The sequence below is a fragment of the Cyanothece sp. BG0011 genome, assembly GCF_003013815.1.
GTDB lineage: Bacteria > Cyanobacteriota > Cyanobacteriia > Cyanobacteriales > Microcystaceae > Crocosphaera.
In genome coordinates, this window is the sequence record NZ_PRLH01000162.1 from 1 (window position 1) to 15,924 (window position 15,924).

Here is a 15,924-nt window from a genome sequence, read left to right on the forward strand (position 1 = left end):
TTGTCCCCCGGTGTTAGAATAAACTTCCGTGTCCATGACCAAAATATTGACGTTGCGGCCACTGGCTAAGACATGGTCTAACCCACCATATCCAATATCATAGGCCCAACCGTCACCGCCGATGATCCAAACACTCTTTTTAACTAAATAGTCGGCGACAGACTGCAACATGGTAACTTTAGCTTGCATCGACTCATCTAAGTTACTGTTGCTTAACTCCCCTAAACGGTGTTTGAGGATAGCGACTCGTTCCCGTTGTTCAAAAAGATGTCGGCTTCATCTTTCTGTTGCGCGGTTAAAATGCCTGTAGCGAGGGTTTCTCCGATGTCAGAAGCAAGACTTTTGACTAACTCAGTGGCAAACTCTGCTTGTTTATCAATGGAAACACGGAACCCTAACCCGAATTCTGCGTTATCTTCAAAGAGTGAGTTAGACCAGGCCGGGCCCCGTCCTTCTTGGTTATGGGTCCAGGGTGTGGTGGGTAAGTTACCGCCATAGATAGAAGAACATCCCGTGGCGTTGGCTACCACCATGCGATCGCCGAATAACTGAGTGGCTAACTTAATATAAGGGGTTTCGCCACAGCCGGCACAGGCCCCGGAAAACTCAAATAAGGGTTCTTGCATCTGTTGATGGCTGATTTTGTTGAGTTTCAGGGTATTTCGGTCTGGGTTGGCAATAGAGAGGAAATAATCCCAGTTTTCTCGTTCTTGTTCCCTGATCGGTAACTGTGGGGCCATATTAATGGCTTTTAGTTTGGGTTGGGATTTATTTTTGGCCGGGCAAACATCAACGCAGATACCGCAACCGGTACAGTCTTCCGCTGCCACTTGGATGGTAAACTTAAGGTTCGTTTTCTTCCAGTCTAAGTCCTTGGCTGGCGCACTTTTGAAGCTGGCCGGGGCGTTAGTTAAGGCGGCTTCTTCATACACTTTAGACCGTATCACCGCATGGGGACAAACCAGAACACATTTACCACATTGAACGCAGACATCTTCATCCCAGACGGGGACTTCTTGGGCAACGTTGCGTTTTTCCCATTTTGCGGTCCCACTGGGGTAAGTACCATCACAGGGTAACGCGCTGACGGGGATGTCTTCCCCTTGTCGGGCCATCATTTTACCTAACACATCTCGAATGAATGCCGGGGCAGTATCTGGGATGGGATTATGGATGTCTCCGGCGTTTTCATCGATGGCGTTAGGTATGGTAACTTGATGGAGATGATCTAAAGCAGCGTCAACGGCTTTAATGTTCATCTGTACAATGTCTTCCCCTTTCTTGCCGTAGGTTTTGCGGATGTATTTTTTGATCTGGGCGATCGCTTCTTCTCTGGGGAGTACATTGGCAAGGGCAAAAAAGCATACTTGCATGACGGTGTTTATTCTGCCACCCATCCCTGCATTTCTGGCCACTTCATAGGCGTTGATAACATAAACATTGATGTTTTTGTTAATAATATGGTCTTGCACCAGACGGGGTAACTGTTGCCACACATAGTCGGGTTGGTAGGGACTATTGATCAGAAAGGTTGCTCCTTCAATGGCGGGTTCTAAAAGGTCAAATTTTTCTAAAAATTCCCATTGATGACAAGCAATAAAGTTGGCTTTCGTGACTAAGTAAGTGGACTTGATCGGGTTGGGTCCAAAGCGCAGGTGAGAGACAGTAACAGAGCCGGATTTTTTGGAGTCGTAAACGAAATATCCTTGAGCATAGTTATCGGTTTCTTCTCCAATAATTTTAATGGAGTTTTTGTTAGCACCGACGGTTCCATCTGAGCCTAACCCATAGAAAATTGCCCTCACCACATTGTCGGGTTCGGTAGAAAAGTTGGCATCATACTCAAGACTGGTATGGCTGAGATCATCGTTAATACCGATAGTAAAATGATTTTTGGGGTGATCTAAAGCTAAGTTATCAAACACCCCTTTAACCATAGCCGAGGTAAACTCTTTTGAAGATAAACCATAGCGTCCCCCAACGATTTTTGGTAAGGGCATTTCTTGATAACATTCCATCAACCCTGTTACCACATCAAGATATAACGGTTCTCCGGCTGAACCGGGTTCTTTGGTGCGATCTAAAACAGCAATTTTTTTAACGGTTTTTGGTAACGCTTCAATTAATTTTTCAGCAGCAAAGGGACGATATAAACGGACTTTTAAAACCCCAACTTTTTCCCCTTGAGTTAATAAATAATCGACAGTTTCGTGAACGGTTTCACAACCGGAACCCATTAAAATAATGACTTTTTCGGCTTCAGGATCACCATGATATTCATAGAGTTGATATTGCCTTCCCGTCAGTTGGGCAAAGCGATCCATGGTTGTCTGTAAAATGTTCGGATAGGCTGCATAGAAGGGGTTGACGGTTTCTCTGGCTTGGAAGTAGACATCAGGGTTTTGGGCCGTTCCCCGAATAACCGGGCGATCCGGGGTTAGGGCCCTTTCTCTATGGGCGATCACCCATTCGTCTTTGATCAGCGATCGCAGTACCGCATCATCCAATAACTCCACTTTCTGCACTTCGTGGGAGGTGCGAAACCCATCAAAAAAGTGCAGTCCGGCGACTCGACTTTCATAACTGGCGGCGGTGGTGATGGCGGCAAAGTCTTGGGCTTCTTGCACGGATGCAGAGGCGATCAAGGCTAACCCGGTACTACGGGCGGCCATGACATCCCCATGATCCCCGAAAATAGACAAGGCTTGGGCGGCCAGCGATCGCGCGGCCACATGGATCACGGTGGCGGTGAGTTCCCCGGCTATTTTGTAGAGGTTGGGGATCATCAATAATAAGCCCTGAGAGGCGGTAAATGTCGTCGTTAAGGACCCCGTTTGCAACGATCCGTGGATTGCCCCGGCTGCTCCTCCTTCGCTCTGCATTTCCACCACGGAGGGGACGGTCCCCCACAAGTTAGGTTGTCCGGCGGAAGCCCAAGCGTCGGCCCATTCTCCCATGGGTGAAGAGGGGGTAATGGGATAAATGGCGATCACTTCATTAAGACGGTAGGCAACTCTGGCAACGGCTTCGTTTCCATCAATGGTAGCGTAGGTTTTGCTGTTCATAGTGTTCTCTTTAGTTAGCGATCGATCAGGTAAAGTGGTAATTTTTGTTGCAAAGACTTGACAGTTTTAGGGAAAAATATCAGGAAATGATTGATTTTTGAGGGTTGATTAATGCAACATTAGGTTTGTTTTTGATAGGGTTTTGTCATCAGGGTTAATAATGAGACTTCTATCTTTATGATCGAACATAATTTAAGAGACAGAACAATTTATTATGTTTTTTTAATACAGTTATTTGACCTTTTGCTTTTGTTATAATAAGGATGAATAGTTGAAATTTTTGAAAATGTCAAAATATGGTAACTCAAATTAATTCATCAACTCTCTACGATACCGATTTTAATTTATGGATAGAAGCGACAGTTAAACAGCTTAAATCAGGTGATTTTAATGAGATTGATTTAGATAACTTAATTGAAGAAATTGAAGCAATGGGAAGGAGTGAGAAACGGGAGTTAAAAAGTCGTCTTGCCATTTTGATTATGCACTTATTAAAGTGGAAATATCAAGGAATTAAACGCAGTAATAGCTGGTTAAATACCATTAGAGAACAAAGATTACAATTATCTTTATTATTACAAGATAGTCCAAGTTTGAAACCTTTATTAGAGCAAGAATTTGAACAATGGTATAATTACGCTAAAAAAGAAGCAGCCAAAGAAACTAAATTATCATTAAATACTTTTCCTGAGTCTTGTCCTTTTACTATAGAAATGGTTTTAGATTCAGATTTTTTACCCGAATAAATTATGATTTTTTTGAGTTATTGTTTATGATATAATGATATAAACCAAGATAACGGACAATCAAGAAATTCATTATGGAAACAATTAATATTAAGGTAGATGAAGAAGTTGCTCAAGCTTATCGAGAGTCTGATATCAAAAAACAAGAACAAATCAGTACAATTATTAAGTTATTTCTCAAAACAGAGTTTTCTCAAAAAAGTCTTAGTGAAGTTATGTCGGAAATCGCTGATAAAGCAGAAAAACGGGGTTTAACTACCGAAATTTTAGAAGACATTTTAAATGATGATCAATAAACGTTTTGTAGTCGATACTAATGTCTTAATTAGTGCTTTACTAATTAAAGATTCTTCTGCATTCAAAGCGATTCAAACTATCGAAAAAATTGGGTTTACCTTATATTCTGATCAAACTCTAGAAGAAATCACCCAAGTTTTACAAAGGAAGAAGTTTGATAAATATCTGACTATAGAAGAAAGACAAGAATTTATTCTTAAATTTGTAGAAAAATCAGAATCAGTCATAATTACAGAATCTATTACTGTTTGTCGAGACTCAAAAGATAATAAGTTTTTAGAGTTAGCTATAAGTGGTAAAGCGGACTTTATTATAACAGGGGATGAAGATTTATTAATCTTAAATCCTTTTCAAAACATTTCAATTATGACTATTAGCGAATTCTTGAAACTTTGTAATGAGTAAATCTATGTCTAACATCTTATCCCCCCATCAAGCATTAAATAAAGCTTTCCTCAAAGTTAAACCCACTCGTCAACATTTTGAAGAGTTTAAAAGTAATTTACAACAGTTACTAAATAGTGTTAATCAAAAGGAGTCAGAGGAGTTTAATAAAAATCTATTACGAGATTTTCTCAAGGATACTTATTATCAAGACAATTACTTTATCAATACGAAATACAAAAAAGATTTAGTTATTTATAATAATCAAACTGATAACAGTACAGTAGGGGTTATTTTAGAGTGCAAACAACCCAATACAGAAATGCCAAAGTTAGATAAGCTTAATGTGAAAGCATTACAGCAGTTACTTTTATATTTCTTTCAAGAAAGAATTACAGAAAATAATCTTAATCTTAAACATTTAATTATTACTAATGTTTATCAATGGTTCATTTTTGATGCACAAGACTTTGAACGGTTATTTATCCAAGATAAAGCTTTAGTTAAACAGTTTAATGAGTTTAAAAATAAAAAGTTAACGGGTACAGATACAAAGTTTTTCTATGAAAATATTGCTAAACCTGCTATTGATAAAAAATCAGTAGATTTAACCTTTGTTTATGTTAACTTACCAGACAATAGAGACAATGAAAAACAGTTACGGGACTTATATAAGTTATTTTCCCCTGAACATTTATTAAAGTTACCTTTTATTAATGATAGTAATAGTTTAGACAAGGAATTTTATAACGAGTTATTATATATTATTGGTTTGACGGAAGTTAAGGAGAAAAATAAGAAATTAATTAAACGAAATAAAGTAGGAAAAAGAAATATTGGATCGTTAATTGAAAATACAATTACTCAACTACAAGGGTTAGATAAACTCTCACGAATAAGTAACCCTTTACAGTTTGGAGAAAAGACAGAAGAACAGTTATTTAATGTTAGTTTAGAGTTGGTAATTACTTGGGTTAATCGTATTTTATTCTTGAAGTTATTAGAAGCACAATTAATTAATTATCATCAGGGAGATAAGTCTTTTTCTTTTTTACATTTAGATAAAATAAAAAACTATTCTGATCTAAACTTTCTCTTTTTTAATGTCTTAGCTTGCGAAAATAGTCAACGGGATGATTATATTAAAAACAATTTTTTTACTATTCCCTATCTCAATAGTTCCCTATTTAAACCCACAAACTTAGAACATGAAACCATTGTTATTAGTAATCTTCGACAAGAAAATTTACCCATTTTTTCGGCAACGGTGTTAAAGGATACTACAGGAAAAAAACGTACAGGAAACTTAAATGCACTGCAATATTTATTCGAGTTTCTTGATGCTTATGATTTTAGTAGCGAGGGTTCCGAAGCAATACAAGAAGACAATAAACGGTTAATTAATGCGTCGGTTTTGGGTTTAATTTTTGAGAAGATAAACGGTTATAAAGATGGGTCATTTTTTACCCCTGGTTTCATCACTATGTATATGTGTCGCGAAACCATTAGACGGGGAGTTATTGAGAAGTTTAATGAGGTGAAAAAATGGAACTGTAACACCATTAATGATCTTTATAATAAAATTGATGATAAAGCAGAAGCAAACGAGATTATCAATAGTTTAAAAATTTGTGATCCTGCGGTGGGTTCCGGTCATTTTTTGGTGTCTGCATTAAATGAAATCATCGCAATAAAAAGTGAGTTGAAACTATTACTAGATAAGGAGGGTAAGACGTTACGAGATTATAAAATAGAGGTGGTAAATGATGAGTTAGTCATTGAAGATGATAACGAAAGATTGTTTGAATATAATCCTAAGAATAAGGAGAGTCAACGGGTACAAGAAACTTTATTTCATGAGAAACAGACTATTATAGAAAGTTGTTTATTTGGGGTGGATATTAATCCTAACTCGGTTAAGATTTGTCGTTTACGGTTATGGATAGAGTTATTGAAAAATGCTTATTATAAAGGAGAGAATGAGTTAGAAACGTTACCTAATATTGATATCAATATTAAGTGTGGGAATTCTTTAATTAGTCGTTTTCCCTTAGACTCAGATTTAAAAGTAGCATTGAGTAAGAGTAAGTTGGATATTAATACTTATCAAACTGCTGTACAAACTTATCGCAGTGCAAAAAGTAAGAAAGAAAAGCGAGAAATGGAACGATTAATTACAAAAATAAAGGAGAATTTTAAGACAACTTTATCGGGTATTGATCCCAAAAAGGTTAAACTAAGAAAGTTAGAATCCGATTTATATTTATTGGAGAATCAAACGACTTTATTAGAGGAGACAAAGACAGAAAAGAAAGCAAAAGAAAAGAAGATAACTAAGTTACAAAATGAGATAGATAAGTTAACGGTTGAGTTAGAAGAAATAGAAAGCGGTAAGTTATATCAAAATGCGTTTGAATGGCGTTTTGAGTTTCCAGAAGTGTTAAATAATAAGGGTGATTTTGTGGGTTTTGATATTATTATTGGTAATCCTCCTTATATTCGTCAAGAAGAAATTAAAGCATTTAAACCTTATTTACAACACCATTACACTTGTTATACAGGGGTTGCTGATTTATTTGTTTATTTCTATGAAAAAGCTTATACTCTACTCAAAAAACAAGGAATTTTGACTTATATTTCTTCTAATAAATATTTTAGATCAGGATATGGGGAAAAATTGCGCTCTTTTTTAACAACAAATACCACCATCCATACCTTAATAGACTTTGGTGATGCACCGGTATTTGAAGAAGCGATCGCCTATCCTAGTATTATCGTAACACAAGCTGAAACGTTGTTAAAAGAAAGCCAAACCATACAAGTATTAAACTGGGAAAGCGATAACTCTATTGATGATTTTATTACTATCTTAAATCAAGATAGTTTTACCCTACAACAACAAGATTTGTTATCAGACGGTTGGAGGTTAGAATCTTCTGAAGTATTACAGTTACTAGATAAGTTAAGAAATACAGGGACACCATTAGGAGAATATGTTAGTAATCAAATTTTTATGGGAATTAAAACAGGGTTTAATGAAGCATTTGTTATTAATAAAGAAACGAAAGATAGACTAATTGCTGAACATTCTTCTTCCGCAGAGGTTTTAAAACCGTTTTTAAGAGGAAGAGATGTTAAACGATGGGTTGTTAATTTTGCTGAACAATATTTGATTACAATAGAATCATCTGAAAACAAAAAACATCCTTGGAGTGATAAATCAAATACAGAAGCAGAAACTATATTTTCTAAGACTTATCCAGCAATTTATCAATGGTTAAATCAATATCGAGAACAATTAATTAAACGATATGATCAAGGTAAGTATTTTTGGGAGTTAAGAAGTTGTAAATATTGGGATGAGTTTGAAAATGACAAGACTATGTATCCAGATATTTATGAACATCAAAGTTTTGTATTAGATGTAAACAATTTTTATTGTTCTAATACTACATATTTTATTCCCGTCAACAACAAAATTCTATACTCTTTATTAAACTCAAAAACAATTGAGTGGTTTTATTCTTATATTTCTAATAGTATTCGTGGTGGTTATTTAAGATCATTTAGTGAGTATATAAAACAAATACCTATCCCAAAAGCAACAGAAACACAAGATAAGTATATTACAGAAACAGTGAATAAAATTATTACAATAAAAAACAATAATCCCAACGCAGATGTCAGTCACTTAGAATCAGAAATCGATAAAATAGTCTATGAATTATATGGATTAACACCAGAAGAGATTGCTATAATAGAAGACAGTGTAAGCAAATAAGGGAAATGGAAATAATGGTATAGCATTTCCCAGAGTTATGAGGTAAACAACATTGGTGTCAATGTCTCATATCACAATAATTTTACTTCTGACTTCTGACTTCAAACTTCTGACTTCTGCTATATTATGTCCCTACAAATACACCCATGTAGGGATTTAACACTGTTAAATCCTTAACTCATCATTTTCAATAAGCTGGTTTTATTAACTTATTACCATAGCTGAAATTTTTGCCGTTTGGGACTGTTTTATCTTCCCTCTTCTGATTACACAAAAACAAAGGTCACAGGCGCACACCTTTTCCATTAGGTATAGAATACCATATCAAGTCAAGAAAAAGCAAGTGTTTGTTACATTACTTGATGATGATTGTTCGCTGGGCAAACCTTTTTAAGACTATAGTTAGATGAGATGATTTCTTGCTTTGCCCACCCTACTGTTTTATTTCTTCTCTTCTTATTACCCAAAAACAGAGGTTGCAGGCGCACACCTTTTCTATTGTGTATAGAATACCATGTCAAGTCAACTAAAAGCAAGCCTTTTTAACATTACTTGATGATGATTGTTCGGTGGGCAAATGTCTTCCATACTCTAGTTGCATCAGAGAATTTTTTGCCTTTGCCCACCCTACTGTTTTATTTCTTCTTTTCCATTTCCCAAAAACAGAGGTTACAGGCGCACACCTTTTCCATTGTGTATAGAATATCATGTCAAGTCAAGAAAAAGCAAGCCTTTTTAACATTACTTGATGCTTATTGTTCGGTGGGCAAACCTTTTTAAGACTATAGTTAGATGAGATGATTTCTTGCTTTGCCCACCCTACTGTTTTATTTCTTCTTTTCCATTTCCCAAAAACAGAGGTTACAGGCGCACAGCTTTTCCATTGTGTATAGAATACCATGTCAAGTCAAGAAAAAGCAAGCCTTTTTAACATTACTTGATACTTAGAGTTGATGCTCGACTTGATTATATCCCCTCGGTGTAACCATCCAATTTTGATGGTAAAAAGTGCTACTATTGCCAATCAAAACAGTGGTCAACATATCAATGGTATGAGTTAACATTTCCTGCAAATTGGTTAATATTATGGTTTCATCTTGACGATAAGCACATCGAACTAAAGCCACCGGCGTATTAGGATTACGATAGTTTAAAAAGATGCTTTGTGCTTCAACAATTTGACTTTGACGAGTTTGCGATCGCGGGTTATATAAAGCTGTGACAAAATCCCCCATTGCTGCTGCGTTTAATCGCTTTTTAATCACCTCCCAAGGCGTTAATAAATCACTTAAACTAATGGCACAAAAATCGTGCATTAAAGGGGTTCCCACCCTGGACGCTGCTGCCTGTAACGCTGTAATTCCTGGAAACACTTCAATATTAGGTTTCTTGCCATCCCAATCAGTATTTTTCAATTCTTCTAATACCAATCCCGCCATTCCATAAATGCCACAATCTCCCGATGAAATAACAGCCACAGACAAGCCCCATTGTGCTAATTCTATGGCTCGTTGCGCTCTTTTTCTCTCTTGAGTAATGGGTAAAGATTCAACAATTTGACCCGAACGTTGCAACGGGTTAATTAAGTCTAAATATAAAGAATAGCCCACTAGAGCATCTGCTTGATTAATCGCCATTTTAGCCGCAGAAGTAATCTGTTCTAAACTCCCTGGTCCAATGCCAACTAAATAAATTTTTCCCGTTTTTCCTGTATATTCTAACTCACTTTTAGCAATCGCAATGGTCACCGCTTCACCCTCAGATTTGATAATTTGTTTCGTTACTAAAAGAGATTGATCAATCTCCCTATTTTCCCTATTTCCTTCATAATCAAACCAATAATTTGCCCCATAAATAGCCGCGGCTTCTGCCACACTAGAAGTTCCCACTTCTTCTTTAACCACATCAGACGGATTAGGAACCTTTATCGCGTTTAAAACATCAGCCGAATAAGTTAATAAAGGATACTCTTTTTCTTGACAATATTCAATAATTCCCACTTCATCAGCTTTAAGATCAATAGTGGCCATACCGGCGATCGCTTCTGTGGCTAAATGATACCTTTGACAAACTTCTTTGATAGCCGATGCAATCAACCCTTGAGACGTTCCCCGAATGCACCCGATACCCACCCATAACACCCTAGGATACCATTGCACTTTAGGCAGGGGAGAGCCTTCGGCAAATCTGCGTTGGGTGGCACTAATCCAAATTCTCCCCTCTGGTGTATTTTCCCCCATTTGACCGAATCCAAAGTAAAAAGGATGATTTTGAGGTAAATTCTCTTGCCAAAGCTTAGAACCCGCTTCTTGTATTACCTGAACCCTTTTTTGAGAAGCGATCGCATGGCTCACCCCAGTCCAATCCCCTGGTCCTTTGCGCCAACCAAAAGGCAACCCTAAGATATCAATCCCAGGTAAATTCAAATGATGGGACGCACCAGTAATAATGGGGGTAGCATGGAGATGATGGGCAATCAGTTGGGCCAAGCGATCGGCACCCCCTTGATGGCCACTGCATAAACTAATCACAGATTGACCCTTGGCATCGATAACAATAATAGCTGGATCGGTAGCTTTATCCTGTAATAAGGGAGCAATCAGACGAATAACCGCACCCGTAGCCAAACAAAAGATCAAAGCCCTATGGTTTGGCCAAATGGTCGCTAAATGGGTTTTTAGGGACCCCTGATAATGACAGACTGTTGTCTCAGTTAGAGGTAAGGTGTCCGAAACATAGAGGGTTGCCCCTAAAGATTGACAGAGGGGATGTAATAATTGAGTCCCTTGGGGTGTGGTGGCGATCGCAGCGATTGGTTGAAAAGTATCAAAAAGACTCATCAAAGATCATGGCATGGTGGGTGATTCTCGCTGATCATAACAAAGTCGTCTTAGTGATCCTCAGAAAGGGTCATTTTCGTTGACTCTAAGTCTCGCCACAAGGATTCGACTTGGCCATAAGCTTTCTCTGAAGGTAATTTTCCTCCTGTGTGCAGATTAGCAATAAATCCCACCTTGTGAGCAAATTCTTGTAATTTATTGTTAAACAGCACGGTATCCTGAGTTAACGTTCCATGATAGGGACAAAGGGGATAAAGAAAGTTATCTTTGTTAGTTCGGGTGATTTTGTTCATAATCTTGCTGCTCTTTTGCATACCTTGATTGTAGAGTACCCCTTCTTAATCTAAAATTAACCTAAGGTTAGATTTAACTTTACCTATTTTATTGTGAAAAAGTATGGTTATGATTCGCATTGGAATGGTCGTGCGTGTCATTTACCCTGACTATGCTAGGGGGATGGAAGGGCGTATCGAAGCACAAGAAAACAACGGACGGTGGTTGGTCAGATTAGAGCAAAATCCCCTGAATCATCAACCCGAATCAATTATATTATCTTTAGAGGAGTCAGACTTTGAAGTGATAGAACAGTGACCAGTAGTTCATAATTAATTCTGAACATTAAAGCAATTTTCGGGACTCTTCCCTTAAAATTAAGCTGATGTGCTGTAACGAAGCCCACGTTCTACCCATTAAAACATCGAAACTATGCGAATATTAGCCCTGGTTCCTGGGGGAATAAGCGAACAAATTTTATTTTTTCCGACCCTAGAAGACCTCAAAATTCAATATCCTAATGCTATTATTGATGTCCTGGTGGAACCCCGTGCAAAGGCCGCTTATCGGGTGTGTCCTCAAGTTCACGAAGTTCTCTTATTCGACTATCAAGATCGCAATGGACTAGCGGATTATTTAAACTTATTAGGAATTATCCGCGATCGCGAATACGATATTGCCCTAACCTTAGAAAAACGCTGGAGTATCAGGCTATTACTCTGGTTGAATGGGATTCCCATGACCGTTGGTTATCAAAGCCAACCCGGTTGGTTGATTTCTAACCCCGTTCCCCAAAAAACAGAACAATACACCGCCCAGATGTATCATGATCTCATGCAGGGAATCGGCATTCAATCCCCTTGTCCTTCTTTGAAAATCGCCTTACCTAAAGAGGATATCGCTTGGGCCGAAGCCGAACAAAAACGCCTATTACTCGACGAAAGTGGTTATATCTTAATCTACGGCGGGGCCAGTGAGTCCTATCCCGTACCTCAGTGGAGTAATATTATCAACAGAATTCAAGAAAAACAGCCCTCCTTATCCATTGTCTTAGTCCAGGGGAGTGGGGACGAAGCCTGGATTAATCCTTTACTCAGTAGTTGTTCTGATTTAAAAGTGACCAAGCCAGGAGATATGGGCAAATTAGCGGCCATGATTGCCGGGGCAAATTTAATGATCTGCACCGATAGCCCCCCTTACAACTAGGGGTGGCCGTGGGAACCTATACCGTCGCCCTATTTGGGAAAACCGATGCCAAAAAACGACTGCCGGCCAACGACGATCGCTTTATTGCCATTCAATCTTCTACCTATAATTTAGGGGATATTCAAGCCTCAAAAGTCTTAGAAAAGATTTGGCGCAGCTAAAAACCCTATCCTACTCGGTTATTTCTTTCAACCGAGTAGTCATGGTAAAGTAAAATGGCTAGTTGAATGGATAAATAGTAACCATTGAAGCTCAAGCTTAAAATTGGCGATCGCTTATTAATAAGTAAAAGAAAAAGTTAACTATGACGAGGCAATATCGCATTACCCTACTGCCAGGGGATGGCATCGGCCCTGAAATCTTAGGGGTTACCGTTGATATCCTCAAACTGGTTGGGACTCAATTAGACATCGACTTTCAATTTCAAGAAGCCCTTATTGGCGGGGCGGCCATCGACGAAACCGGAAAACCCCTTCCCGAAGAAACCCTAACAATGTGTCGCAACAGCGACGCGGTCTTATTAGCAGCTATTGGCGGTTATAAATGGGATAATTTGCCCCGTGAACAACGGCCCGAAACCGGCTTACTGGCTATTCGTGCCGGACTTAACCTCTTTGCCAATTTACGACCGGCCACCATTTTACCCCAGTTAATTGATGCCTCTTCCCTCAAACCTGACATCGTCGAGGGGGTCGATATCATGGTGGTTAGAGAATTAACCGGTGGGATCTATTTTGGGGAACCCAAGGGCATTTTTAAGACCGAAACCGGGGAAAAACGAGGGGTCAATACCATGGCTTACACCGAGTCAGAAATTGACCGCATTGCTAAAGTGGCTTTTGAAGCCGCCCAAAAACGCAGTGGCAAACTCTGTTCAGTGGATAAAGCCAATGTATTAGATGTTTCTCAATTATGGCGCGATCGCGTGACCCTAATGGGGGAAAAATACCCCGATGTTGAACTGTCCCATCTCTATGTCGATAATGCGGCCATGCAGTTAGTCAGAGCGCCCAAACAGTTTGATACCATCGTTACCGGTAATTTGTTTGGGGATATCCTTTCTGATGCTGCAGCCATGTTAACTGGCAGTATTGGAATGTTACCGTCAGCCAGTTTAGGCTTAGAAAAGCCAGGATTATTTGAACCCGTTCACGGTTCGGCCCCTGATATTGCCGGACAAGATAAGGCCAACCCCTTGGCACAGGTTCTCAGTGCTGCGATGATGCTACGCTACGGGTTAAATGAACCCAAAGCCGCCAGCAAATTAGAAAAAGCGGTTTTAGAAGCCCTAGCCCAAGGCTACCGCACAGGAGATATTATGTCTGAGGGCATGAAATCTGTAGGGTGTAAAGCCATGGGAGAGGTTTTATTAAGAATATTGGAATCATAGTGGGGGGTTTTTCCGTCCTTTGATGTGTATTCCCTGTCTTAATATATTAAAGATCAACCTCAATGATTGTGTGAGGAAATTAAAGTTATGGCTTATATCCCTCAAATGAAAGACCCTAGACAACAACCCATGGACTCCACGATTATTCTAGATCCCACTTTGTTACGAGCAGCCCAAAGGATTTATCGGACCTATTGTATGTTACACCCGAGAAACGCCAAGCGACCCTATGGGATCGCTATTCATCGTAAAAGTTATCGGGGACAATTAATTTTTCGCAATAACCCGGTTCTGTTGCCTGGGGAATGTTTTGTTCCCACCAAACAATTAGAAGTGGAAATATAACTGAAATTGATGTTAGTTAGGGATCAAGTCTTAGAGTTTGATTATAGATGGGTAGAATATTGTTTTTACCCTATTTTTCCCATCCCTAAGCCAATTTTATGCTGCAAATTGTAAAGCTTTACCCCTAATTTCTGTATTTAATTTCCCTCTTTCATAAACTATCCTGAAATACAAAAAGAGGACTCCCGTTATATTTCTCCCCAAAAAAAGACTCATAGAAATTAACGGGAGATGAATTTTTGCCAACAAATAAACCGACCAGCGGGAGACAACTTACACGAGTTGACATTGTGTGTAGATTAATTTAAACTAGGGAAAGTATTAATAGTGGTCGAACTAATGCTTACATTAACTTACGAATTTAAGCTAATCCCAAATAAGCAACAAATTGAGGTAATTGAACATACTTTAAATGTTTGTCGCTCCGTCTGGAATTATGCTTTAAGAGATCGTAAGGACTGGCTAAGTTCTAGAAAATCCCCTGTTAATTCTTGCTCATTAATTCAGGAATATATTATTTCTCCTGACGTACCTTACCCTAATTATCACAATCAAGCTAAAGCATTAACAAAGGCCAAGAAAACTAATGACATACTCAAATCAGTAAACGCTCAAGTTTTACAACAAGTCTTGAGGACTTTAGATAGAGCTTTTGCCGATATGCAGTCCAAAAAGTTAGGCTTTCCGCGCTTTAAAAATAGGGATAGAATGCGGTCTTATGTATATCCTCAAATGCTAAAAGATTGTATTAAAGGTAACGAAATTAAATTACCACACCTAGGATGGGTAAAGTTTAGAAAGTCTAGAGAAATACCTGATGGGTTTGAGTTAAAACAAGCTCGCATTGTAAGGAGAGCTAATGGTTACTTCATGATGCTTTCTTTACAGTTAGATGTTAATATTCCTGACGTTTCTTTTCATGGACATCCTTTAGGTATTGACTTAGGTTTAGATAAATTCTTGGCTACTTCCGATGGTGAACTTGTGGATAGACCTCGATTCTTAAATCGACTACATCGTAAGCTGAAATTGCTACAGCGTAGATTAAGAAATAAGAAAAAAGGCTCTAATAATAGACACAAGTTAAACAAAAAGATAGCTAGATTACATCAACGAATTTCTGATACTCGTAAAGACTGGCATTTCAAGTTAGCTCATCGTCTTTGTGACCAATCACAATCAATATTTATTGAAGATATTGATTTTAGGTCATGGGCTAAAGGAATGTTATCTAAACATTGTCTTGATGCTGGTTTTAGACAATTCATAACCATTCTTAAATGGGTAGCATGGAAAAGAGATGTTTTTGTTAATGAAGTTGACAAGAATTTTACATCTCAAATTTGCCCTAATTGTGGGTTTCATACTGGTAAGAAAACCCTTGATGTTAGAGAGCATAATTGTCCTGAATGTGGGTATAAAACCCACCGAGACGTGGCAGCAGCGCAAGTTATCAGAAATCGTGGTGTAGAAGAATATGCGCTAGGGCATAGCGTATCTGAAAATGCCTGTGGAGATGATGGGACGGGGGCTTTGCCTAGTTACCAATCTGTGAAGCAGGAAATCTTAAGCGCGAGTTTAAGAATCCCTCGTTATA

The 15,924-nt window shown here is 38.4% G+C and carries 10 protein-coding genes and 2 pseudogenes; 9 read left to right on the plus strand and 3 right to left on the minus strand.

The annotated features are described in order from the left end of the window. Positions 1 to 3,065: pseudogene (gene nifJ, locus C4E06_RS21000) on the minus strand (pyruvate:ferredoxin (flavodoxin) oxidoreductase); the annotation flags it as partial. 296 nt (positions 3,066 to 3,361) lie between these two features. Here nifJ and C4E06_RS21005 point away from each other — a divergent pair. From C4E06_RS21005 to C4E06_RS21020, 4 genes are all read left to right on the plus strand, one after another. Continuing rightward, the gene (locus tag C4E06_RS21005) at positions 3,362 to 3,811 is read left to right on the plus strand and encodes a DUF29 domain-containing protein (RefSeq protein WP_107670378.1); all 450 of its coding nucleotides are present in this window, start codon (positions 3,362 to 3,364) and stop codon (positions 3,809 to 3,811) included. Between the two features lie 74 nt (positions 3,812 to 3,885). Beyond that, positions 3,886 to 4,107 carry a hypothetical protein gene (locus tag C4E06_RS21010; protein WP_107670379.1) on the plus strand — a complete coding sequence of 74 codons (222 nt, stop codon included), beginning with the start codon at positions 3,886 to 3,888 and terminating at the stop codon, positions 4,105 to 4,107. Then, on the plus strand, positions 4,094 to 4,513 hold the full coding sequence (locus C4E06_RS21015; protein WP_232826329.1) for a putative toxin-antitoxin system toxin component, PIN family: 420 nt from the start codon (positions 4,094 to 4,096) through the stop codon (positions 4,511 to 4,513). Before C4E06_RS21010 ends, C4E06_RS21015 begins: the two co-directional genes overlap by 14 nt. 4 nt (positions 4,514 to 4,517) lie before the next feature. Next, the gene (locus tag C4E06_RS21020) at positions 4,518 to 8,273 is read left to right on the plus strand and encodes a TaqI-like C-terminal specificity domain-containing protein (protein WP_198648911.1); all 3,756 of its coding nucleotides are present in this window, start codon (positions 4,518 to 4,520) and stop codon (positions 8,271 to 8,273) included. A 944-nt stretch (positions 8,274 to 9,217) separates the two neighbouring features. Here C4E06_RS21020 and cobJ read toward each other — a convergent pair. Beyond that, positions 9,218 to 11,113 (minus strand): precorrin-3B C(17)-methyltransferase, encoded by a 1,896-nt coding sequence (gene cobJ / locus C4E06_RS21030; RefSeq protein WP_107670382.1) that lies wholly within the window; start codon positions 11,111 to 11,113, stop codon positions 9,218 to 9,220. Between the two features lie 50 nt (positions 11,114 to 11,163). Continuing rightward, a complete protein-coding gene (locus C4E06_RS21035; protein WP_107670383.1) occupies positions 11,164 to 11,406 on the minus strand; it encodes a hypothetical protein in 243 nt (80 codons plus the stop codon). 109 nt (positions 11,407 to 11,515) lie between these two features. Between C4E06_RS21035 and C4E06_RS21040 the strand changes: the two genes are divergently transcribed. From C4E06_RS21040 to C4E06_RS21060, 5 genes and pseudogenes are all read left to right on the plus strand, one after another. Further along, a complete protein-coding gene (locus tag C4E06_RS21040) occupies positions 11,516 to 11,704 on the plus strand; it encodes a hypothetical protein (RefSeq protein WP_107670388.1) in 189 nt (62 codons plus the stop codon). Positions 11,705 to 11,818: 114 nt separating this feature from the next. Further along, a pseudogene (locus tag C4E06_RS21045) lies at positions 11,819 to 12,753 on the plus strand (glycosyltransferase family 9 protein). Positions 12,754 to 12,896: 143 nt separating this feature from the next. Then, positions 12,897 to 13,982: a 3-isopropylmalate dehydrogenase gene (leuB, locus tag C4E06_RS21050; protein ID WP_107670384.1), complete on the plus strand. Its 1,086-nt coding sequence runs from the start codon at positions 12,897 to 12,899 to the stop codon at positions 13,980 to 13,982. A gap of 87 nt (positions 13,983 to 14,069) precedes the next feature. Then, positions 14,070 to 14,327, plus strand: coding sequence for a hypothetical protein (locus C4E06_RS21055; RefSeq protein ID WP_107670385.1), 258 nt, complete (start codon positions 14,070 to 14,072; stop codon positions 14,325 to 14,327). Positions 14,328 to 14,666: 339 nt separating this feature from the next. Next, positions 14,667 to 15,924: RNA-guided endonuclease TnpB family protein (locus tag C4E06_RS21060; protein ID WP_107670386.1), on the plus strand; the 1,258-nt coding region annotated here is incomplete at its 3' end.